The following is a 21,494-nucleotide window of genomic DNA, read 5'->3' as shown; positions in this document are numbered from 1 at the left end:
GGTCGTGAACACGCAGGCCCCGGTGAACTTCCGCCGGGGCCTGCGCCGTGTGCGGCAGATGAGTAGCGTGCGCTCATGCGCCTCCACTGGGACTGGATCCATCCCGTGCTGCCCGTGCCCTACGTGCCGACTCTCGGCCCCGTACACCCCGATGCCCCGCTCCCAGCCCTGTTCGAGGCCGTGTGTCAGGTCTCCGGCACCGGCGCCTTCCTGCCCTACGACAAAGACCAGCGTTGGGGGGCCGTCAAGGCCGAGCAGATCCTGACGGGTGACATCGAGCATGCCGAGACACAGACCCTCGTACCCACACTGACCGAACGCGGCGCCGTCCGCACGGTGAAGGTCCACGTGTTCGGGCAGCAGCCCGACAGCCTGAGCGCCGGCGCGGACCTGGCCGTGAAGCTCGCCACCGTCCACGCGGCACGGGCCCGGATCGTGTGGCTCCTCGGCCCGGAGCAACCCGAGACCTACGCCCAGGACACCGGCACGCGCGTGCAGTTGAAAACCTTCACCCCCGGCATGGAAGAGGCCGACCCGGGTACGGACGTACGCCCCTGGGGCGAGCGGGACGCCCACTCCCGCGAGTCGTTCGGCGCCTTCGCGGAAGAGATGAAAGCCGACGGATTCGCCTTCCTGTACGAGCAGATGCGCACCGGCGTCGGCCCCGTGCTGACCATCACCGACGGCGCCCGGATCGTCGGCGCGATCGGCCCGATGGACACCATGGCGGACGCCGACGGACGAACCCAGCTCCTCCCGCAGTACTTCGGCGTCCTGACCGAGACACGAGGCCGCGGATACGGCCGCGCACTGTGGCGCGCCGCCATGCACTGGGGACGCGAGCACGGAGCCGCCTACCAGCTACTTCAGACCGAGGTCGGGGGCGCCTCCGACCGGCTGTGCACGGCCGAGGGCCTGACCTCACTGGGCTTCGTGTGTACGCGGACGGTCGCGTGACGCATGCCCACCCAGCGCCCCTGAAGCGGTGCCCTGGACCGACGATCGTTCGAACCCGCAGCCCCCTGTTCCAGCACCCGCATACGGTCGGACGCCATGGACACAGACCGCCCCCCGGCTCTGCCAGGGCGGTGAAGCGAACGGAGGCCGGGGTGTCCCAGCACCCCGGCGACCAAACGGCGACGGTCCCCACCCGCAGAGGTGAGGACCGTCGCCGTTTCCAGTGGAACCGCTTCGGCCCTTGATCAGCCGGTCTCGGCGGTGACCCGGCCAGCGAACGACCGCGCCAGCTCGGCGTACCGGCCAGGGTCCCGCCGCATTGCCTTCTCGTTCAAGAACCGGACAAGGTCGAAGAAGTGGTCGTCCTGCATCTTCACGTCCAAGAGCATCGCAAGGGAACCAGGCTCGTCATACGGAACCTTCCGAGCCGCCCGCTCATCGCCGGCGCACCCATCGACCTCAAAATGGGCAGACGCGTCAGCCCTCGGTTCGGGGATCGTGGCCGGGTCCTCCTTCTCGAACCAGCCGACCCGGCAGCGGGAGCGCGCCATGCCGCGCCTCACCTCACCCGGCCATGCCCAGAAGTTCTTGTCCACGTTCAGCGGGATCTCACCGCACTTCCGGCCCCGCCGCCATCTCCTCACCGCCGCCGACTACCGACACGAGATGACCGAACGCTTCACCACCTGGCGCCAGATCACCGGCTGCACGGCAACGGCATCCGCCTGAAGCAGTAGGCACGACCAGTCGCCCCCACCCCCAGCGCACCTCAACTCCCCACCAGACCCCACAAGTTGACAGCACCGTCAGAAGGACTCCCCGTGAACACGGGGAGTCCCGCGCGCCCGTTCGGAGGACTCGTGCGGTACAACGGCCGACGCCCGAGGGGCGCAGGCAGTGGGATGGGCCAGCTCCCCAGGGCGGGGCCCGGAGTATTCACCTCCTTGTCGGCCGGTGTCCGAGCGGCACTCCGACGCTCCGGGCCCTCTGGGGCTCGCGCCGCGCCCGCCACTCCCGGGCTGTTCAGGCCCCGCCCGTCGCCTGGAGGGCCGGAGCGTCGTTCACCCGGTGTGTCACCGTGGCTCTCCAAGACCTGTCCCGGTGGCGAGGGGTAACGGGGTCGTGCGCCGTCACAGCCGCACGGCCCTGCTCCGTACAGGCCACCGCATGGGCCGCCGGGTACACCGGGGCGGCAGTGATCAGAACGGGCGCGGCTCGGCGGGTGCCGGTCCCTGGGACGGCTGCGCGGCTTCGGACACCGGCCCGGCCGCCGGTACGAGTAGGGCCGGGCCTGGGGTGGCAGGTCGTGGCGGTAGGTCTTGGTGACCTTGGCGGTCGCCCTCAGCGGCTCCTGCACCGGCGCGCGACGGGGCGGCGGGGTTTCGGCCTGGCAGTGCCCCCGCAAAAGGACTAGCGCGATCCACAGAGCAGTCGTGGTTCCGAAGTCGTTCGCCCGCGGTCACCTTGCCCGCGGGCGCTTTGCTGTCCAGCCCTCTCCGGACCAGGGCGATCACCTCCGGACCCGCACCGCGCGGGCCCGAACCCCCTCCAAGGAGACAGACATGGCCAAGGGCACTGTGAAGTGGTTCAACGCGGACAAGGGCTTCGGCTTCATCGAGCAGGACGGCGGCGGCCCGGACGTCTTCGCCCACCACTCCAACATCGCCGCTCAGGGCTTCCGCGAACTGCGGGAGGGCCAGCACGTGGAGTTCGACATCACCCAGGGCCAGAAGGGCCCCCAGGCGGAGAACATCCGCGTCATCTGACCCCAGCACCCCAACAGGCCCGGCACCGTGCGTGGAGGGCTTGGGCCTTGCGTGTCCGGCCGCGCTCACCCCCGACGCCGAGCGCGGCACCCCCTTTCGCCAGGCGTGGCCGGGTGGGCCGTGTGTCCGGCAAAACCTCTGGCTAGTGCTCTGACCGCATAGGTTCGCCGTGTTGGTGGTCGTGGCGGTTGGATGTGCGGTGACGTCCATGCCGACCGCTGGGGGTGTGGTGGCCGAGCCTGTCCGTGTGCGCAGACTGACCGACCAGGAAGGGCAGAAGCTGCAGCAGATCGTGCGCCGGGGCAGCACCAACTTGGTTCGATATCGCCGGGCGATGATGCTGTTGGCGTCCGCCGGCGGAAACCGGGTGCCTGTGATCGCCCAGTTGGTGCAGGCCGACGAGGACACCGTGCGCGATGTGATCCACCGGTTCAATGAGATCGGCCTAGCCTGCCTGGACCCTCAGTGGGCGGGAGGCCGTCCCCGCCTGCTCAGCACTGACGACGAGGACTTCGTCATCCAGACGGCCACCACCCGCCCCACCAAGCTCGGCCAGCCCTTCACCCGCTGGTCACTGCGCAAACTCGCCGCATACCTGCGGAAAGTCCACGGCCGAGACCGCTGGCAGCAGGTCGGCCGCCTGCCGAGAGCGCCGATGAAGGCGCTGCCCGGTACGTCACTCGTCTTCCTCAGCCCCGCGCGGATACTCTCGCACTGACATCTGGAAGTCCGCAGCCGTCCACGTCTTCGTCGGCCTGGGCAACGGTTCGCTGCGAAGGTTCGCGCCGAGGCAGGCCATCGCGTCCTTGTGCGCGGCATACGCCAAAGTACGAGTGTCGAGGTGTGTTTCGTGCAGCAGCTGCGTGTCATAGGCCCCCCAGGCCAGCAACCACAGAGACGCGGTAATGCGCCTGCGCAGGGCCTCGCTATGGAGCGTCATGACGGCCACTTCCGCCTCACCGAACGTCGACAGGAAGTAGCCCGTCCAAGTGTCGAAGTTGTCGGGCGCTGGGTCTAATCCGACGTCGTTGTTCATGTACCTCTGATGGGCTTCCAAGAGTGCGGTGGTGATGATCGCCGTCGCGTCCTTCTCCGCGGCCTGCTTCCTGGCCTTCTTCGTGTCGGACAGAGTCCGCCAGGCGACCGTCGAGGTGAGGCCGCCGCCTACCATCGCGCCGACGCCGCCGAGGACCGCCGAGAGCCAGACGGGACTGCTGCTTGTGTTGGGCCCCTGAACGGCAGCGGTGATCCAGTCCACCGGAATGCCTCCTCGCGCTGAGTGCGGCCGGTCCGGCCGCGGCGATCAGGCTACGCCGCAGGTGCTATGCGGTCAGAGCACTAGACACCCTGTCCAGTCCTCCCGGTGTGGCACCGGGAGGCTTCACTGGTGCTGGTATGGAACGTCACGTAATTACCTGACCGTCGACAGCTGGCGCTCGGCGAGGGCCGCAGCGGCGGCCCGGTCGTCCAGGAGCAGGCCGAACTCCTGAAGCGCAATCACCTGGACGTCCCTTGAGGTCGAGGCTGCGCCGCCGGCGGGACGGCGGGCGTGGGCGAGCTCGGCGGCACCGAGGGCAAGGAGGTGTTCACGCCGGCCGGTGGGGACCTGCTCGCCGGTGAAGGCGGCCAGGACCTGCCGCCGCAGCCCGCTCACCGCTCCTCATCCCGCGGGGCGGAGACGGACGTGTGCCACTGCGGCGGCACGTCCTCGTTCTCGTCGGCGACGTGGCGGCCGAAGGGACCGAAGGGACCGGGCTTGCCATGGGCCGCACCCGGCACGGGGGCGCCCTTTGGACGGTGGAGCGGGTTGTAGATCATGAGCGGCTCTCCGGAGACATCAGCGGTTTCAGGACCCCTATACCCATGCGCGGCAGCCGCCTGCCGCATCGTCGTCGCCGGGCTTGAGCGGCAGGTCCCCGGCCTCGTAGGGGGGCAGAGATGCGGCCGGAAGGGATAGCGGGGCCGGTCTTGAGCGGCTGACTTGTCCCCTGTGGGTACGGCTATCGGCGGGGTCCGTCGGTGTCGCAGAGGTTGCCCATGGTGGGGTCGTCGTCGATGCCGGGGGCCTGCCGGACGGCGCCGAGGACGACCGCGGGCAGGATGTCGGGCCAGTCGTCTGCTTCGACGAGGTGGTGCTGTCCGGCGAACCACACGGTGGCCAGGAGTGAGGCGGCAGCGCGCTGGTGGAGGTGTTCGCGCATGCCGCCCTGGCGGGCGGTGGTCCCGGCGGCCTGCTCGATCTGCACGCGGGCGGCTTTCTCCAGGCCGGGCTGGAGCGGGCCGCGGCCGTACTGGATGAGTTTCATGCCCTCGCGGGCGAGGCGGTCCAGGATGCGCTCGTAGGTTTCCCAGTCCTTGCCACCGGCCTGGGCGTATTTGACGAGCATCGCGGTGATGTCCGCGATGCGGTTGGTCTGGCCGTTGAACAGTTCGACGAGGAGGGCCACCTGCTTGTTGCTCAGGTTTCCCTCACGGCGGGGCTGCCTGCTGGGTTCGGTCACGGGAGCCGAGCGTAGAGGCCGGATGGCCGGTGCGTACGGGGTTACAGCGTCACCGTCGTCGGCGGCCGGCTCCTCGGCGAGAACACCGACGTGTACGGCATGCTCCAGGCTCTGCGCGACACGCCGGGGCCCCCGGGCAGGATCGGCCACGGTGCTCGGGGCAGGCGCGAGGGCCGCCACCGCGCCGGCCGCCCTGCACGCGCTGGACTGCACCCAGATGACCGCCATCGCCCGCGACCCGGCCCGCACCAGCGAACTCGCCAGGGCCGCGCGGCGGCCCCGTCCTGCCGGGCGGGGCCGTGGCGGGAGTGGGATCAGGATGAACCAGCCGGGGGCTCCCCTGCTTCCTCGGCGGTGGCTTCAGCTTCCTCAGCTGTGGGGGTTTCGGGAGTTGCTTCCTCTGCCGCTTCAGCCGGGGGCTGTGCTGCTTCCTCGGCAGCGCTCTCGGCCTCCTCAGTCGCGGAGGTCGCCTCTGCTTCCTCGGCGGTGGCTTCAGCCTCTTCAGCTGTGGGGGTTTCGGGAGTTGCTTCCTCTGCCGCTTCAGCCGGGGGCTGTGCTGCTTCCTCGGCGGTGGTACCGGCCTCCTCGGGTGCGGGAGGCTCCTGCTCGATGTCGCTCACTAGTTCACCTCCTTCCACCGGTGGGCTGCGGGAAGGCCGTGGGCTGTCACGCCGGTGGGCAACCAAGGCATTCAGAAAATGACTGCGGAAATTGCCCTAAGAAGAAATCTACTGCTCTTGAGGATCGGCCGGGATACGGCCGAACGGGATAGCGGGACGCTGCTCACGGCCGTTGCAAGAATGAGCCGCGTGGCGACGCCGTCGGAGCGGTTCGGCACTGCTCGGTCTTGGTGAAGCCCGTGTCGTCGCCTGCGCCGAAGGCGGCGGCGGTCGGGTCGAATCCGGGCGGGCTGTCCTGGAACGCCAGGCCCATGTCTGCCAGCTTCTCCTTGACCTCGTCGATCGACTTCGCACCGAAGTTGCGGATGTCGAGCAGGTCCGCCTCGCTGCGTGCCACGAGCTGCCCCACCAAGTGGATGCCCTCGCGCTTGAGGCAGTTGTAGGAACGGACGGTGAGTTCCAGCTCCTCGATCGGGATCGCCGTGGCGGCCGCGAGCGCGGGGTCCGTCGGTGAGGGGCCCACCTCGATGCCTTCGGCGTCGGCGTTCAGCTCGCGGGCCAGGCCGAACAGCTCGACCAGCGTCTTGCCCGCCGAGGCCACCGCGTCGCGCGGACGCATCGCGGGCTTGGTCTCGACGTCGACGATCAGCTTGTCGAAGTCGGTGCGCTGCTCGACGCGGGTCGCCTCGACCTTGTAGGTGACCTTGAGCACCGGGCTGTAGATCGAGTCGACCGGGATCCGGCCGATCTCCTGGCCCACCTGCTTGTTCTGCACGGCGGAGACGTAGCCGCGGCCGCGCTCGACCGTCAGCTCCATCTCGAGGTTGCCCTTGGCGTTCAGCGAGGCCAGCACCAGGTCGGGGTTGCGCACCTCGACGCCGGCCGGCGGGGTGATGTCGGCGGCGGTGACCACGCCGGGGCCCTGTTTGCGCAGGTACACCACGACCGGCTCGTCGTGTTCGCAGGAGAGGACGAGCTGCTTGATGTTGAGGATGAGGTCGGTGACGTCCTGTGTGACGCCCGGCACGGTGGTGAACTCGTGCAGCACGCCGTCGATCCGGATGCTGGTGACGGCGGTGCCGGGGATCGAGGAGAGCAGGGTGCGGCGCAGGGAGTTGCCGAGGGTGTAGCCGAAGCCCGGCTCCAGCGGCTCGATGACGAACCGGGACCGGTACTCGCCCACGATCTCTTCGGTGAGAGTGGGACGCTGAGCGATCAACATGAGAAGTTGCCTCCAGTCTTCGGCACCCGCCATATGATGCCGCCCCACCCGGGCGGCAGCCCGATGTCGGTACGGCCAAGGGTACGGGCGATGCTGTCATCCAACCGAGGCGCTCGGCATCGCCTTCGGCGGCCGACCCACCCTGGGCCGCCGATAACTCACACCACACGAGCTACACCGTTGGCTGGGCAGACCCTTTGACATCGAACCCAGCCGTTTCGTCGTGCGGGGTGAGCGCGCTGGGGGCGTTGCATGGCGGTACCGGCTGGGGTGGAAGGGGCCGGGCCGTACTTTGAGGCGCACGCGGATGCTCTTCACCGAGCCAGTGCGGACGGCGCGGGATCGCCCCCGGCGTCCTCATGGACGGCGACGACCTCGGCAAATGGCTGAAGCAGCAGAAGCAGCCCGGCACCTGGGCGCAGCTGTCAGCCGAGCAGCAGAACTGACTGTCCAAGCTCGGCATGCAACCGCTTGAGGCGCCGTCTCCCGCCCCTGCGACCGGGCGTGCGACGAAGGGGCCTGGGCAAGGCGCAGCAGGCGTTCCAGCGAGGCGTTCAGGCCCTCGCGCAGTACATCGCCCGCGAAGGCCACCACCGCGTCCCCAGGGCCCACGCAGAAGAGATCTCGGTCGACGGTGAGGCGGAACCTGTGGTCGTGAAGCTGGGCGTGTGGGTGTCGAATACCAAGTCGAGGCGCGACAAGCTCGCCGCCGATCAGCTCGCCGCGCTCACCGAGCTGGGCGTGGAGTGGGCGTGACCGGTCGCTGAGGCTGACTCCGCGACTCACAAGCCCATGCAGGCACCACCCCAAGGTGAGCGGGGTGGCGCCTGCCGCACGGTGCTTTCGAGACTCAGGCCTTCTCGACCGCGACCGCGTGTCGTTCCTGTTCCCCGTCGAAGTGGAACTCGACGGGGTCCCCCTTCTGCAAACGCCGGGCCTCGCTGGGATTCAGGAGGTCGCCGATGGTGAAGTCCAGCTCGGGACCACCTTCATCGTTCCGGATCTTCCCCTGCGTCCGGTCCCACATTTGGATCTTGCCTCGGGGCATGACCGTGTCTCCTTCGCTCGAAGATGCTGAAAGGCCCCGAGTTACGGGTCGGGGCGCCCTGCCCAGCGAACCCGAACCCATGTGCGACAGCGACCGCTATGGGCCGAACGGGTGACACCCGGCCGCCAGGGTCGCGGCGGGGCCCTCAGCGCTCCCACACCTCCGGACCGCCGCCATGCCACTCGATCAGCGGATGCTCCAGCACATCCACCTCATCCACGCCCTCCAACCCCGCACGCTGAAGGAACACGCTCAGATCGTGCAGGCTGTACGCCTTACCGAGGAACTCGCCGTCGACATGCACCTGCCTGCCACCGCCCTCACCGGGCGCATCCACGATCACGCGACGCTCAGCCATAGCCTCAGCCTCACCCAGCGCCAGATGAGGCGCACTTGGGAGACGGCTGTCAGTGGCGGCCGGTCGCCCCAAGGGTCACGTTGCGTTCGTGGTTCTTTATGGTCGAGCGCCACCAGCCGGTGTAACGTCGTGATCAGCAGTCGTGGTTCCGAAGTCCCGTTCGCCCGTGATCGCCATCACGGGCGTTTTCGCTGTTCAACGCCTCTCCGGACCAGGGCGATCACCTCCGGGTCCCGCACGGTGCGGGACCCGATACGAGTCCCCTCGAAGGAGACAGGCATGGCCAAGGGCACTGTGAAGTGGTTCAACGCGGAAAAGGGCTTCGGCTTCATCGAGCAGGACGGCGGCGGCCCGGACGTCTTCGCCCACTACTCGAACATCGCCGCCCAGGGCTTCCGCGAGCTCCAGGAAGGCCAGAAGGTCGAGTTCGACGTCACGCAGGGCCAGAAGGGCCCGCAGGCGGAGAACATCCGCCCCGCGTAACACCGAACACAAAAGAAGCCCCAGCCGGTGGGTACATCCCAGCTGGGGCTTCTTCGGTCCTACCCGCCCCCGAAGGCGGGAAGATTCCGATCCACCGCTGCCCACGCAGAAGAGATCGCGGTAGAGGGCGAGACCGTCACGGCGGTCATCAAGCTGGGTGTATGGGGCCCCAACACCAAATCGAGGCGAGACAAGCGCCGGCCGGCCTTCGACCCGATCACCCCGCACGGCAACCGGCACTCGGCGGCACCCGGCCCGGACGAGCGACGCACAGGGCCGGATGAACCCGGCGCACTTGTTCAGTCGGCGTCCGGGTCGTATCCGAGGCTCTCCAGGAGACGGCGGCGCTCTTCTTCCTCGTGTCCAAGGAGTGCCGCCAGGACGCGCATATCTCGGTGGGAGGTGATCGCGGCCTTGAGCACGGCGGCGAGGACGTCGGGACGGCAGGGCCTCGGCCTGGGTGGTGGAGGTGCCGCTGAACGAGCGGTGATCACTGACCTTCGGCGGCGCGGTGGGCAGCCCGTAGTCGGCAATCTGCTGCTCGGTCACCGCCAGGCGCTCGAAGACGACCTCCGTTCCCGGGGCGTCCACGGCGGCGAAGGCGGGGCTGCGCGTTGGCCGGGCGACACATGTTCTGGTGTCCGCGGTCCGTCCCTCCCCGCCCGGCCTGGTACGGACCGCGCCAACTCCGCCCGCCGGGGCACCTGGGAGACCGCCCCGTGCAGGGACGACCCCCGACTACCGTCCGAGGACGCCGCACAGCGCCTGGTCCACGCGGGCCATGGTCCCGGCGGGGACCGCGCCCTGGCAGGTCGCGTTCACCGAAGCACGTGCCGCGGAGCCGGGGCACTCCCAACGAGCCGATCTCGCCCTCCAGGGCGGACTCCAGGACCCGCTTGGTCAGCTGCTGGAGCAGCCCACCCTCCCCGGTCAGCTGCAGACCCTCACTGCGGGCCCGGTCCACGAGCATCGCGACCAACTGCTCGTCACTCGCCACTGCGGTCATCGCCGCCGGCTCGCTGCCCGGTATCTGCTCGATGGTGGTGTCGCTCATCTGGCGTCTCCTTGATCATCGGATCCGCCGATCATTGAACACTCCCGCGTAGGCGGTGAGTTCCGGGCGGTGGTGAGGGGAAAAGGAGCGGTTTCGGGTGGGCGAGGCGTCGTAGTGGTGGTAGCGGGCGGTGGCGTGCAGGAGGGGGTGGGCCAGGTGAGGAGGGGGTTTCAGGCGGCAGCGGCGGTGGACTCCGGTGAACGGGTAGGTTCTCCCGTGCACGGCGCGGCTTCCTGGATCACATCGGGAAGGTGATCGCAAGATCGGGCCATGGGATTGCCCGAGCAGGATGAGGAGTCGGCATCCGGTGTGAAGCCGTTCCCTGGTCGTCTCCCGTCCGGCGCGCCGGGCGCCGGTGCGGGAAGGAAGGGGCTCAGGTCCGGCGCTCTGGGGCTGTTCTCCTCCGTGGTCATCGGTATGGCTTCCACGGCCCCGGCCTACAGCCTGGCGGCCACGCTCGGCCTCATTGTGGCGGCCGTTGGCCGTCAGGCGCCGATCATCACGATGCTCGCTTTCATCCCGATGCTGTTGATCGCGTATGCCTACAGGGAACTCAACGCGAGCAACGCCGACTGCGGGACGACGTTCTCCTGGGCGACGCGTGCCTTCGGACCGCGCGTCGGCTGGATGGGCGGCTGGGGCATCATCGTCGCCGACATCATCGTCATGGCGAACCTCGCTGAGATCGCCGGCATCTACAGCTTCCGGCTCCTCGGCTACGACGCACTCGCGGAGCACCGGATGTGGACCACCCTCGTGGGGGTCGTCTGGATCGGCGTGATGACCGCGATCTGCTACATCGGGATCGAGATCTCGGCCGCCGTCCAGTGCGCTCTCCTTCTCCTCGAGGTGGCCGTCCTGCTGCTGTTCGCCATTACCGCCCTGGTCAAGGCGTACACCAGCAGCCCGGAGACGGCGATCCACGTCTCCGCCTCCTGGTTCGATCCGTTCGACGTGCCCTCGGCCAAGGCGCTGACCGCGGGCATCCTCGCCGCCGTCTTCGTCTACTGGGGCTGGGACACCGCCGTCACGGTCAACGAGGAGACCGCCGAGAGCACACGTATCCCCGGGCGCGCCGCGGTCGTCTCCACCGTGCTGCTGCTGATCACCTACGCCCTGGTGGCCACCTCGGTGCAGGCATTCGCCGGAGTCGGCACTTCCGGGATCGGGCTCGGCAACGAGGACAACGCGGGCGACGTCCTCTCGGGGCTCGGCTCCGCCGTCTTCGGCAGCCACGGCCCGGGAATCTTCCTGACCAAACTGCTGATCCTCATGGTGCTGACCTCCTCGGCGGCCTCCACCCAGACCACCATCCTGCCCCTGGCCCGGACGGTCTTCGCCATGGCCGCGCACAAGGCCCTGCCCTCCCGCTTCGCCCGCGTTCACCGCAGATTCCTCACCCCCACCTGGTCGACCGTCGGCATGGGCCTGGCTTCGATCGCCTTCCTGGTTCTGCTGACGGTGATCAGCCATGACTTCCTGGCCGACTCCATCGGGTCGATCGGCCTCGCGATCGCGTTCTACTACGGGCTCACCGGCTACGCCTGCGTCTGGTACTACCGGCGCGTGCTCACCCGCGGCCGCAGGGACTTCCTGTTCAAGGGCCTGCTGCCGGGTCTGGGCGGGCTGATGATGCTCTTCCTCTTCTGCTACGCCGCCTTCGACGTCTACGCCGATCCCGGCTACGGCAAGACGTCCTTCGACCTTCCGATCGTCGGACGGACGGGCGGAGTGACCGTCGTGGGCATCGGTGCCCTCGTGATCGGCGTCGTGCTGATGCTGATCGTCACCCATGAGCACACCACGGCACTCAGACTTCAGCGGAGCCTGCTGCCTGACAGGCTACCGCCGCAGACCGCCGTAGACCTGGCGAGCCGTTACGTTCCGGGCGACAGCCGGACCGGGGTGGGCGGCGACTGGTTCGACGCGATCCCGCTTTCGGGCACGCGCGTCGGTCTGGTCGTCGGCGAGGTGATCGGCCACGGCCTGCGCGCCGCCGCCACCATGGGACGCCTGCGCACGTGTGTACGCGTCCTCGCCCGCCTCGATCTCGCCCCGGACGAACTCCTCTTCCGCCTGGACGACATGGTCCGACAGTCCGCCCGGGAGGAGGCGTGGAAGCCTGGCGCCCCTGGCGCGGCCGGCAGCAAGTCGGCGGATGAAGAGGCGCTCGGGGTCTCGTGTCTGTTCGCGGTGTACGACCCTGTGTCCGGACGGTGCACCATGGCGCGCGCCGGACACCCGATGGCAGTGGTCCTCCGGCCGGGCAGCGACATCGCCACGTGTCCGGAGCTACCGGCGGGCCCGCCGCTGGGAGTGGGCGGTCTGCCGTACGAGAGCACGGAACTCCAGCTCCCCCCAGGCAGCCTCGTCGCCCTCTTCACCGACGGCCTCGTCCAGACCGCCGCCGACGGCCCCGACAACGGACTCGGCCTACTTGCCGAAATCCTCACCCCGTATCCCCGGCCGCTGGAAGAACTCTGTGACCGCGCGATCGCGGCCCTCCTGCCGGGTCCGGCGAACGACGACGCGACCCTGCTGCTCGTCCGCACCCGGATGCTTGCCAAGGACCAGGTGACCGCGTGGGAGTTGCCTCCCGATCCCGCGATGGTCGGCGACGCACGCAACACGTCCACGGAGCAGCTCAGCGCATGGGGCCTGGACGATCTCGCGTTCACGACCGAACTCATCGTCAGCGAGCTGGTCACCAACGCCATCCGCTACACCGCCGGACCGGTCCACGTCCGGCTCATCCGCGACCAGAGCCTCATCTGCGAGGTGTCCGACACCGGGCACACCTCACCCCATCTGCGGCACGCCGAGACGGATGACGAAGGCGGCCGCGGCCTGTTCATCATCGCCCAGATGGCTCAGCGGTGGGGCACCCGCTACACGCCCACCGGCAAGACCATCTGGGTGGAGCAGGCCCTGCCGTCCGGGAGTGTCTAATCAACGGCGGATCTGATGATCAAGGAGATGCGTCTGATGACGGAGACCGTCGTGGAGAACGACCAGGCCGAGCAGGTGGTTCAGGCACCGTCGAGTGCGGTGTCGGACGAGCAGCTTGTTGCGATGCTGGTTGACCGGGCCCGGAACGAGGGGCTGCAGCTGACCGGCGAGGGCGGGCTGTTGCAGCAGCTGGCCAAGAGGGTGCTGGAGTCCGCCGTGGAAGGCGAGATCACTGACCACGTCGGCTATGAGAAGCACGACCCGGCCGGGAAGAACAACGGCAACAGCCGCAACGGTACCCGGGCCAAGACTGTGCTGACCGATGTCGGCCCGGTGGAGGTGAAGGTGCCCCGCGACACCGCCGGCACCTTCGAGCCGCAGATCGTCAAGAAGCGGCAGCGCCGCCTGACCGGCGTCGACGAGATGGTGCTGTCGCTCTCGGCGAAGGGCCTCACCCACGGGGAGATCTCCGCTCATCTCGCCGAAATCTACGGGGCGGAGGTGTCCAAACAGACCATCTCCACCATCACCAAGGTCATGGACGGCATGGCCGAATGGCAGAACCGGCCGCTCGATCGCGCTTGAAATCTATCGGTGGTTGCGAACGCCCCGGAAGGAGAGCGTTCGGATGCCGAAGTACGCCCCCAACAAGATGCCGACCGTGGTGAAGAAGCGGTACTTCGAGCTACTACGGGAGGGGTACAAGGGTGCGGCGGCTGCCCGGGTGGTCGAGGTATGCGCCAGCTGCGGATCGAACTGGTTCATCGAAGCTGGAAGCATGATCGTCCCAGACCCCGGCCCGATATCGCCGCGCTTCCTCACGGTGTCCGGTGCCCTGCCCTTGCCGGAAATCTCGTCCGCGCAGGTCACGCGGCATGCCGGTACTCGTGGATGACGCCGCCGAGCCGGTCGCGTCTTCGTACGTCGAGGCCGACGATACGAGCCGGGTCGGTGATCGGTGTGGGCAACGGGTGGAGAGGGCGGGCGTCGCCGATGCCCTGGTGCGGCCGGTGCGAGTTGTAGAAGCACTCGAACTCGCGCAGGGCGTGGCGCAGGTGGTGCTGGTTCCATATCAACGTGCGGTCCAGGAGCTCTCGCCGGCAGGTCTGCACCCACCGCTTCATGACCGAGTTCATCCTCGGCATCCGGACTCCACTGAGCACCACGGCGATGCCCGCGTCCTTCAAGACCTCGTCGAACAGCGCAGGGAACTTCCCGTCCCGGTCCCGGATCAGGAACCGGGCCCGGCAGCCGGCGTCCTCGAGGTCCATGACGAGATTCTTCGCGGCCTGGGCCACCCAGGATGCGGACGGGTGAGCGGTGGCGCCCAGGATGCGGACCCGGCGGCTGGCGTGCTCGATGACGGCGAACACGTACACCCGCGCTCCGGTCAGGGTGACCGTTTCGAAGAAGTCACAGGCCAGCAGGGCTTCGGCCTGGGAGCGCAGGAAGTCGCCCCAGGTGGTGGAGCTCCGTTCGGGCGCCGGGTCGATCCCGGCCTCCTTCAAGATCTCCCATACCGTGGAGGCGGCCACCTTGATCCCCAGCACGAGCAGCTCACCGTGCACCCTCCTGTAGCCCCAGGTGGGATTCTCGCGCGCCAGGCGCAGCACCAGGACTCTGACCGAGTTCGCTGTCCGTGGCCGGCCCGGACGCTTCGGCCGGGAACGCGCCGCGTGGCGGCGCGTGACCAGGTCACGGTGCCATCGCAGCACCGTCTCCGGACGCACCAGCAGCCGCACCCGTCGCAGCACGTCCCGCGGGAGCCGATGCAGCAACGCCGCCAGGAACGCCCGATCACCCGCGTCGAACCGCGGCCTGCTCCCGCCCAGTTGCCGCTCCAGCACCATGATCTGATGGCGCAACGCCAGGATCTCCACGTCCTTGTCCCGGCCACTCATCGCCAGCAGGCGCAGCAGAGCGAACGCATTCGCCACGCCCAGATAGGCCAGTCGCATCAGCACGATCGATCATGCTGCCGCAGCCGTCAGCAGCCGCGCCAGAGCACCCACCCGAGCGATCGGCGTCAAGATCCCATACACCCCGCACACCGTCCCCACCAGGGCGGATGAGGTATTCGGCAAGGGCAGGGCCCGCGAACTCGCAGCCGCGCTGCACGCGGCGCTGTGTACGGAGACCTTCAGCCTCTGGCCCGTGCCGTCCCCTTGCCCTGAAGCGTCACCGCGACCGGGATTGTCCGGTGCGTCTTGGTGAGGTGCTGGATCAGCTGACGGGTTGGGCGTGGGCCGCGTGCCAGGCGTCCCAGATGTCGCTGCGGAGCCGGCCTCGGTCGGGAACGTCCATGCCTTGTTCCTTGGCCCACTGCCGCACTTGGGCAACCGGCGGGTTCGCGGTCGGTTGCGAGGGATCCGGTCGGCGGCGGGCGGGGACGGCCGGGCGGGACGGCGGCTGGGGCAGCCGGTCGCGGGAGGTGGCGGTGAAGCCGCGGCGTTCGAGAATCCGTCGGCGTTTGTGGTGCATTCGCTCCAGCCAGGGCACATCGGCGTCGAGGTAGTCGTGGGCTTCGACGTGGGACTTCTTCGTCTCGGTGTTCCGCATGATCCGCCCGACCTGCTGAATGACCCGGCCCTTGAAGGAGATCGGACTGGTGAGGAAGAGCGTGTCGAGTCTCGGGGCGTCGAAGCCCTCCCCGGCGAGCTTGTCAATGGCCAGGAGCACCAGCGGGCTGGTCGCCTCGTCGGTCAGGCGGGCGCGGACTCGAGCACGCTCGGCCTGCGGCATGCCGCCGTGCAGGAGCAGAGGTTCGATGCCGTGTGCAGCGAGGGCGGTGGCGAGCTGGTGGAGGTGCTCGACGCGGTTGCTCAGGGCCAGGCAGCACCGGCCGCGCCGGGAGGCGTCGGCGATGTCTGCGGCGATCTGGGTGTTGCGGTCCGAGTTCGCGGCGAGCTCGGTGTAGATGGCCTGGTAGGAGGCGCCGTCCTTGCCCGGCTCGTCGCTGGTGAACGAGGTGGAGTGGACGACGAGGTGCTTGGCGAAGGTGCTGGTGTCGGCGATCTCGTGCCGGATGGTCCCGCACTGCATCGTGATGAGCGGGTCCATCTGATCGGCCCGTTAGGGGGTGGCCGACAGACCGATCCACCGCGCGGCGCGGGCCTTGCGGATCGCCGCCTCCGCGCCCTGCGCGCCCACGGCGTGGCATTCGTCGACCACGACGAGTCCGTAGCCGTCCAGCAGTCCGTCGGGGGCGTCGCGATGGCTGAGAGTCTGCAGCATGATCAGGTCGACCACGTGGCCGCGGCGGTCCTTGCCCGCGCCCAGCGAGCCGACGTGGCCCTCGCCGAGGTCGAGGAACGTGGCGAGCCGGTCCTGCCACTGCGACAGCAGCTCGGAGCGGTTGACGATGATCGCGGTCGGGCTCTGGTGGTGGGCGATCAGCGCGCAGGCCATCACCGTCTTCCCCGAGCCTGGCGGCGCCACGAGCACGCCGCTGGCGTGGTCCTGGACCGCGTCGACGGCCTGGCGCTGGACGTCGGTCAGCTCGCCGGTGAAGCGGGCCCCGATCGGCGGGAGGTCTGGGAGGTCGCTGGTGATCGTGAGTGTGCCGCCGGCGGCGGCGATGAGCTGGGTGGCCTCATCCGCCAGGCCGCGCGGTAGCTTCAGCCAGTCCGGGTCGGTGGCGTCGAATGAGCAGACGAAGCGCGGGGTGTCCCAGGTGGAGTACCGCTGGCTCTGGCGGCGGTAGAACTCCGGGTTGTGGAACGACGCCGCGTGCTTGAGCGCCGCGAGCAAGGCCGCAGGCAGGCCCTTGGTCGAGATGGCGAGCATCGCCGACAGCCGTGCCTCGACGAGGGCAGGCGCCTTGCCCAGGGCGCGCCGGCGGGGCTTGGGCGGCAGGGCCGGCGCGGTCGCCGACGGGCCCGCCTTGACCTCGCCGAGCTTGTCCACCAGTGCCTCGACCTCGGTTGCGGAGAGCCGCTCGATCCGGGACAGGTGTGCGAACTGGTCCGGGTACGGCTCCCAGGTCTGCGGGTCCACGAAGACCGTGGTGCCCTTCAGCCGGGAGACGCCCTGGAGCGGGAGCGCGATCAGGTTGCCGAAGCGGGCGTTGCCCTTCGCATTCGTCGGCAGCAGGTCCTGGGCGGGGAAGAGGCGGTCGTAGCTGGACAGCGTCATCTGCCCGCGGGCGTCGATCGCCCGCCGCAGCAGCGCCATGCCCAAGGACCGGGCTGTGGCCGCGGCGACGGGGGCGGTGAAGAAGGTCCACACGTGCGCTCCGGCCCCGGAGCGGGAGATCTCCACCAGGGCGGGCACGCCAGCGTCGTGGCAGGCGGAGGCGTAGGCAGCGGCATCGCCGCGCCAGTCGCTGCCGTCCTTGCCGTCGAAGTCGACCGCCAGGAGCCGGCAGGTGTCGTCGGCGAGTAGCGGGTATAGCCCCAGGTGGGTCTCCCGGGAGCCGGGCTCGGGGCGGGAGAGGTGGTTGTAGACGGCCCTGTTGGTCAGCGGCCAGAACACCCGCTCGGCGTCGTTCTTGTTCTTGGCGAAGGGGTTGTCCTCGGCGGGGCTCCAGCCCGTCCGGCCCGTCTTCGCGCTCACCCAACGGGTGGCGTAGACGTCCTCGCGGCTGGCGAACAACGCCTGGAACAGCGCGATCTTCGTCTCCGTCCCGGAGGTCGCGTCCGCGTACGGCAGCCCGCTTTCGTCTCCCACGATGGTCGGCGCCAGGGGCTCAGGGAGCTGGGGCAGCACCTGGGTGACCTTGACGGTGGGCATGCCCAGCTGGGTACGCAGCCGCTCATTCTCAGCTTGGAACTCGGCGATCTTCGCTCGCAGTTCAGCGTTCTCCTCGAGCGCCACATCAAGCCGGATGCGCAGTTCGGCCGGGTCGTTGCAGTCGTGCCAGTCCTCCACGCCTCCATGATCCGGATTCGTGTCCGTGGTGGGGCCGTTTTCGACGAGATCCACCCAGTGCCGCGGGCCAAACCGAGCCGGTGTGGCCTTGCCGTTGCCGGAATCCTCGTCCGTGCAGGTCACGCGGCGTGTTCGTACTCGTGGAGGATGCCGCCCAGGCGGTCTCGTCTGCGTACTGCCCTTGCCGAAAATTCATCCATCCTGGTGGGAGCCGTGTGCGAGGTCTGGGGCATCCTGGCTGTGGCTGTGGCACCGGGGCCCTCGTGTGGTTGGCGATCACCGGGGCATGATGATCCGCCATGGTGCTGCGATTGGCCTACTTCGGTGTGACGAACGCGTTTGCGATGCTGCGCTTGCTGTCGGTGAGTGACCGGGACAAGGCTGTCGAGATCCTGGCGCTGCGCCACCAGATCACAGTACTGGAGCGCCAACTGGGCGGGGAGCGGGTGCGGTTCACGCGGAGTGACCGGGCGTTCCTCACCGCGCTGCTGCACCGGATGCCGCGAGATGTGCTGCGCGGGCTGCGGCTGCTGGTGCGGCCGGACACGGTGCTGCGCTGGCACCGTGATCTGGTGGCGCGTCGGCGCGCAGACCGGTCCCGGCCGAAGCGCCCGGGCCGGCCACGGACCGTGCGCTCCGTCCGTGCCCTCGTCCTGCGCCTGGCAAGGGAAAATCCCGGCTGGGGGTATAGGCGCATCCACGGTGAGCTGCTGGTCCTCGGGGTGAAGGTGGCCGCCTCCACCGTCTGGGAGATCTTACGGGAGGCCGGGATCGGCCCGGCGCCTGAACGGAGCTCGAGTACCTCGGCGGACTTCCTGCGCTCGCAGGCCGGGGCCCTGCTGGCCTGCGACTTCTTCGAGGCCGTCACCCTGTCCGGGGCGCGGCTGTACGTGTTCGCGGTGATCGAGCACAGCAGCCGCCGGATCCGGGTGCTGGGCGCGACCGCGCACCCTGAGGGCCGCCTGAGTGGTGCAGGCCGCGAAGAACCTGGTCATGGACCTCGAGGACGCAGGCTGCCGGGCGCGGTTCTTGATCCGGGACCGGGACGGGAAGTTCCCCGCCCTATTCGACGCGGGGATCGAGGTGGTGCTCAGCGGTGCTCGGATGCCGAGAATGAACTCGGTCATGGAGCGGTGGGTGCAGACCTGCCGGCGCGAGCTGCTGGACCGGACCTTGATCTGGAACCAGCGTCACCTGCTCCATGCCCTGCGGGAGTTCGAAGACTTCTACAACGGCCACCGGCCGCATCAGGGCATCGCGAACGCCCGCCCGCTGCACGCCTTGCCCGCGCCGATCACGGATCCGGACGAGATGGCACGCCTCGAGGTACGCAGACGAGATCGCCTTGGAGGCATCCTCCACGAGTACGAACATGCCGCGTGACCTGCGCGGACGAGGAATTCGGCAAGGGCAGGCCGCGACCAGGTCGCCACCAAAGTGAAGAACGGTGAGCTGGGAGCGTTGGCCCAGGCGGTGGCCGACGGCCTGAAGGCGACCGCCACCCGTAGCTCGAAGACCGAGGCCAAGCACCACCCCCTGTTCAAACGGCTGACGAAACGCCGGGACGACTACCTGCGCTGGGTCCACGACCTGAGCCTGCCGTTCGACAACAACGCCGCCGAGCAGACGATCAGAATGGCCAAACTACGGATCAAGGTCTCCGGCTGCCTGCGTACTCTGCGCGGGGCGCAGGACTTCGCCGCGATCCGCACCTACCTGGCCACCGCCACCCGGCACGAGCAGCGCATGCTCGAAGTCCTCGTCCAGGCCATGCGCGGCAGCCCCTGGATGCCCGCCCTCGCCTGATCACCGGTCCCACCAACCGGCGCGATCACGCATGCATCCGGGCCGAGGCACCTATCCAGCTACGAATTCGGCAAGGACAGCGCTCCGGGTCGACCTCACGGGGAGTAGCCTGAGCTGACTCGCCTCAGGCCCGCCAAGCATGATCAGGGAGGTATGCGGTGACCGCCGAGATGGTCGCACCCGCGTGGATGCACACGCAGATCACCGCGGAGCAGTATGACTCCTGGTCCGAGGAGCAATGCGCGGGCATCGAGATCGTGGACGGGATGGTCGTCGTGAGCCCCAGCGCGTCGAAGCGCCACAATCGCCTCGCTCGGTTGATCGCGAATGCCCTGGACGCCGCTGCGGGGCCGGACTGGAACGCCGACACGGACTTCGACGTCCGTCTGCAGGACGTACCGCTTACCAACCGTCGCCCGGACGTCGCCGTGTACCGCGCGGACACGATCGACATCACACCGACCCGGCCGGAGCACGTGTTGCTCGTCGTCGAGGTGGTCTCGCCAGGCTCCGAGACCACTGACCGGGTCGTGAAGGTGGACCAGTACGCCAAGGCCGGGATCCCCTTCTACTGGAGGGTCGAGCAGGCTCCCACCGGCATTCCGCTGGTGTACACCTACCTGCTTGACCCGGCCGGCAAGGTCTATCGCGATGGTGAGGTGTTCACAGGCACGGTCAAGACCGTGGCGCCTTTCACGGTAGAGATCGACCTCAGCGCCCTCTGACCCGCACTGCGTGGTGCACGGTCGAGGCGGCATACACCGGCAGACAGGACAAACCTCAAGGGCTGTTTGCGAAAACCTGCACGTCACAGGCCGTGGATGGGGTTTTCGGCACTCGCACCGCCGCGGTGCCGGGGCCGGCGCCGGGCGGGTACCGAGCACCCCACGAGCCCGCAACTCCCCCAGGTCCGGCAGACGGACACCGGGCAGACCGAGCAAGTCAGCCTGCGCAGCGCGGATCTGCGTGGCCTGAGGACCGGTGCCAAGAGCGCGGCGGGATGTCACCTACCCATGGTACGGACGGCGGCGGAAGGGCTCTTCACCGTCGTACGGCAGGGGCGGCCTGGGCTTCACGGTCGTTGGGCGGGATATGGAACTGGGCAAGGCCGAGCCCGGAGTCGAACAGCACGCGGCGGCCGTGGCTGACGCGGTGTGCGAACTGGTCGACAGGGTGACGCCGACGACCTGGAGCACGGGCGCGGTCGAGGACTCGGCCGACGCCATCGACATGCTCGCCGAGGCCCTCGCGCCGATCGGCCCCGAGACCGCACGAACCCTCGCGGCGGTACCGGCCGCCACCACCGCACTGCGCCGCCAACTCACCCCCGGCACCACCGAGGACGAAGGCGAACCGACCGCACTGACGGACGATCTACTCCGCAGACAGTCGCCCACCGACCAGCACGAGCACCCCGTACACCGGTCACGCCAGCCCTTTGACCTGTGACTTCAAGTTGGCGAAGGCCCAAGAAAGCGCCACGAGGAGAAGCATCACGGGGTGGAGATGTTGCACTCAGGGTGAGCCTCATATGACTGCCCTTCACAGTGACTGGCAGGCACGGCCTCCGCTGCCACCCACAGCCCGAGGCCGAGTGCCGCCAAGACCACGGAGGCAGCTGCAATCCGTAAAGGAAAGGTCCGCCAGGTCCCGCCGTACCAGGTCCACGCGCCCAGCAGATACGCCGCAGGTAACCCGAGGAACACACAGGCCACCAAGAAGACACCCCACCCCGTGCCCGTCATCACGTAACGATGCCCGATCCGGGACATGGTCACCCAGTCCACGAAAGTCGATCCTCGGAACTGGACGGACCCAACAGCCCGACCGCCATCTCCTCGGCGGCCAGTTCTGGGAGCGG

At 68.8% G+C, this 21,494-nt stretch carries 21 protein-coding genes and 6 pseudogenes; 13 read left to right on the top strand and 14 right to left on the bottom strand.

All coding sequences use genetic code 11. The annotated features are described in order from the left end of the window. Positions 1-75: 75 nt before the first annotated feature. Positions 76-957 (top strand): GNAT family N-acetyltransferase, encoded by an 882-nt coding sequence (locus tag AB0L75_RS35440; protein ID WP_365189578.1) that lies wholly within the window; start codon positions 76-78, stop codon positions 955-957. 245 nt (positions 958-1,202) lie between these two features. On the opposite strand, the gene AB0L75_RS35435 is transcribed toward AB0L75_RS35440, so the two are convergent. Continuing rightward, positions 1,203-1,508, bottom strand: a complete 306-nt coding sequence (locus tag AB0L75_RS35435) for a hypothetical protein (RefSeq protein WP_365189634.1) — start codon at positions 1,506-1,508, stop codon at positions 1,203-1,205. Between AB0L75_RS35435 and AB0L75_RS35430 the strand changes: the two are divergent. From AB0L75_RS35430 to AB0L75_RS35420, 3 genes and pseudogenes are all read left to right on the top strand, one after another. Continuing rightward, positions 1,474-1,686 (top strand): annotated as a pseudogene (locus tag AB0L75_RS35430) (IS6 family transposase); the annotation flags it as partial. The gene AB0L75_RS35435 and the pseudogene AB0L75_RS35430 sit on opposite strands and share 35 nt — an antisense overlap. An 833-nt stretch (positions 1,687-2,519) precedes the next feature. Then, entirely contained in the window at positions 2,520-2,723 is a 204-nt protein-coding gene (locus AB0L75_RS35425; protein WP_365189576.1) for a cold-shock protein, read from the top strand. A gap of 229 nt (positions 2,724-2,952) precedes the next feature. Then, a pseudogene (locus AB0L75_RS35420) lies at positions 2,953-3,339 on the top strand (helix-turn-helix domain-containing protein); the annotation flags it as partial. A gap of 60 nt (positions 3,340-3,399) precedes the next feature. Here AB0L75_RS35420 and AB0L75_RS35415 read toward each other — a convergent pair. The 6 genes from AB0L75_RS35415 to AB0L75_RS35390 form a co-directional block, all read right to left on the bottom strand. Next, a complete protein-coding gene (locus AB0L75_RS35415) occupies positions 3,400-3,981 on the bottom strand; it encodes a hypothetical protein (RefSeq protein WP_365189574.1) in 582 nt (193 codons plus the stop codon). A 153-nt stretch (positions 3,982-4,134) separates the two neighbouring features. After that, positions 4,135-4,377, bottom strand: a complete 243-nt coding sequence (locus tag AB0L75_RS35410; protein WP_365189571.1) for a hypothetical protein — start codon at positions 4,375-4,377, stop codon at positions 4,135-4,137. After that, positions 4,374-4,541, bottom strand: coding sequence for a hypothetical protein (locus AB0L75_RS35405; RefSeq protein WP_365189570.1), 168 nt, complete (start codon positions 4,539-4,541; stop codon positions 4,374-4,376). The genes AB0L75_RS35410 and AB0L75_RS35405 overlap by 4 nt, the downstream gene beginning before the upstream one ends. A 182-nt stretch (positions 4,542-4,723) precedes the next feature. After that, positions 4,724-5,224, bottom strand: coding sequence for a hypothetical protein (locus tag AB0L75_RS35400; protein WP_365189567.1), 501 nt, complete (start codon positions 5,222-5,224; stop codon positions 4,724-4,726). Positions 5,225-5,538: 314 nt separating this feature from the next. Further along, the gene (locus AB0L75_RS35395) at positions 5,539-5,844 is read right to left on the bottom strand and encodes a hypothetical protein (RefSeq protein ID WP_365189564.1); all 306 of its coding nucleotides are present in this window, start codon (positions 5,842-5,844) and stop codon (positions 5,539-5,541) included. A gap of 163 nt (positions 5,845-6,007) precedes the next feature. Further along, positions 6,008-7,066, bottom strand: coding sequence for a DNA-directed RNA polymerase subunit alpha (locus AB0L75_RS35390; protein ID WP_365189562.1), 1,059 nt, complete (start codon positions 7,064-7,066; stop codon positions 6,008-6,010). Positions 7,067-7,407: 341 nt separating this feature from the next. Between AB0L75_RS35390 and AB0L75_RS35385 the strand changes: the two are divergent. Then, positions 7,408-7,822 (top strand): annotated as a pseudogene (locus tag AB0L75_RS35385) (helicase associated domain-containing protein); the annotation flags it as partial. A gap of 94 nt (positions 7,823-7,916) precedes the next feature. Here the strand turns inward: AB0L75_RS35385 and AB0L75_RS35380 are convergent. Together AB0L75_RS35380 and AB0L75_RS35375 are read right to left on the bottom strand one after the other, a co-directional pair. Then, positions 7,917-8,114 (bottom strand): hypothetical protein, encoded by a 198-nt coding sequence (locus tag AB0L75_RS35380; RefSeq protein WP_365189560.1) that lies wholly within the window; start codon positions 8,112-8,114, stop codon positions 7,917-7,919. A 145-nt stretch (positions 8,115-8,259) separates the two neighbouring features. After that, positions 8,260-8,472, bottom strand: coding sequence for a hypothetical protein (locus AB0L75_RS35375; protein WP_365189558.1), 213 nt, complete (start codon positions 8,470-8,472; stop codon positions 8,260-8,262). A gap of 279 nt (positions 8,473-8,751) precedes the next feature. Between AB0L75_RS35375 and AB0L75_RS35370 the strand changes: the two genes are divergently transcribed. Further along, positions 8,752-8,955, top strand: a complete 204-nt coding sequence (locus AB0L75_RS35370; RefSeq protein ID WP_365189555.1) for a cold-shock protein — start codon at positions 8,752-8,754, stop codon at positions 8,953-8,955. 299 nt (positions 8,956-9,254) lie between these two features. Here the strand turns inward: AB0L75_RS35370 and AB0L75_RS35365 are convergent, their stop codons facing one another. Both AB0L75_RS35365 and AB0L75_RS35360 read right to left on the bottom strand, forming a co-directional pair. After that, positions 9,255-9,377, bottom strand: coding sequence for a hypothetical protein (locus AB0L75_RS35365; RefSeq protein WP_365189553.1), 123 nt, complete (start codon positions 9,375-9,377; stop codon positions 9,255-9,257). 440 nt (positions 9,378-9,817) lie between these two features. Beyond that, positions 9,818-9,961: pseudogene (locus AB0L75_RS35360) on the bottom strand (IS256 family transposase); the annotation flags it as partial. Positions 9,962-10,279: 318 nt separating this feature from the next. Between AB0L75_RS35360 and AB0L75_RS35355 the strand changes: the two are divergent. The 3 genes and pseudogenes from AB0L75_RS35355 to AB0L75_RS35345 all read left to right on the top strand — a co-directional run bounded on the left by AB0L75_RS35355 (position 10,280) and on the right by AB0L75_RS35345 (position 13,853). Beyond that, positions 10,280-12,958, top strand: coding sequence for an amino acid permease (locus tag AB0L75_RS35355; RefSeq protein ID WP_365189551.1), 2,679 nt, complete (start codon positions 10,280-10,282; stop codon positions 12,956-12,958). 123 nt (positions 12,959-13,081) lie between these two features. Beyond that, positions 13,082-13,534, top strand: a pseudogene (locus AB0L75_RS35350) (transposase); the annotation flags it as partial. 52 nt (positions 13,535-13,586) lie between these two features. Continuing rightward, positions 13,587-13,853 carry a hypothetical protein gene (locus AB0L75_RS35345; RefSeq protein WP_365189549.1) on the top strand — a complete coding sequence of 89 codons (267 nt, stop codon included), beginning with the start codon at positions 13,587-13,589 and terminating at the stop codon, positions 13,851-13,853. Here AB0L75_RS35345 and AB0L75_RS35340 read toward each other — a convergent pair. The 3 genes from AB0L75_RS35340 to AB0L75_RS35330 all read right to left on the bottom strand — a co-directional run bounded on the left by AB0L75_RS35340 (position 13,825) and on the right by AB0L75_RS35330 (position 17,827). Further along, positions 13,825-14,922 (bottom strand): integrase core domain-containing protein, encoded by a 1,098-nt coding sequence (locus AB0L75_RS35340; protein WP_365189547.1) that lies wholly within the window; start codon positions 14,920-14,922, stop codon positions 13,825-13,827. The two genes, AB0L75_RS35345 and AB0L75_RS35340, sit on opposite strands and share 29 nt — an antisense overlap. 259 nt (positions 14,923-15,181) lie before the next feature. Beyond that, positions 15,182-16,018 (bottom strand): histone-like nucleoid-structuring protein Lsr2, encoded by an 837-nt coding sequence (locus AB0L75_RS35335; protein WP_365189544.1) that lies wholly within the window; start codon positions 16,016-16,018, stop codon positions 15,182-15,184. A gap of 12 nt (positions 16,019-16,030) precedes the next feature. After that, a complete protein-coding gene (locus AB0L75_RS35330; protein WP_365189542.1) occupies positions 16,031-17,827 on the bottom strand; it encodes a DEAD/DEAH box helicase family protein in 1,797 nt (598 codons plus the stop codon). A gap of 299 nt (positions 17,828-18,126) precedes the next feature. Between AB0L75_RS35330 and AB0L75_RS35325 the strand changes: the two are divergent. The 4 genes and pseudogenes from AB0L75_RS35325 (at position 18,127) to AB0L75_RS35310 (ending at position 21,082) form a co-directional block, all read left to right on the top strand. Then, positions 18,127-19,210 (top strand): annotated as a pseudogene (locus tag AB0L75_RS35325) (integrase core domain-containing protein). A gap of 54 nt (positions 19,211-19,264) precedes the next feature. Next, positions 19,265-19,633 carry a transposase gene (locus tag AB0L75_RS35320; protein WP_365189539.1) on the top strand — a complete coding sequence of 123 codons (369 nt, stop codon included), beginning with the start codon at positions 19,265-19,267 and terminating at the stop codon, positions 19,631-19,633. A gap of 158 nt (positions 19,634-19,791) precedes the next feature. Then, positions 19,792-20,358 carry a Uma2 family endonuclease gene (locus tag AB0L75_RS35315; protein ID WP_365189537.1) on the top strand — a complete coding sequence of 189 codons (567 nt, stop codon included), beginning with the start codon at positions 19,792-19,794 and terminating at the stop codon, positions 20,356-20,358. A 367-nt stretch (positions 20,359-20,725) separates the two neighbouring features. After that, complete coding sequence (locus AB0L75_RS35310; RefSeq protein ID WP_365189535.1) at positions 20,726-21,082, top strand: hypothetical protein; 357 nt, start codon at positions 20,726-20,728, stop codon at positions 21,080-21,082. Positions 21,083-21,494 lie beyond the last annotated feature (412 nt).

The organism is Streptomyces sp. NPDC052101, assembly GCF_040680235.1.
GTDB lineage: Bacteria > Actinomycetota > Actinomycetes > Streptomycetales > Streptomycetaceae > Streptomyces.
This window is presented reverse-complemented; position numbering and strand designations above follow the sequence as displayed.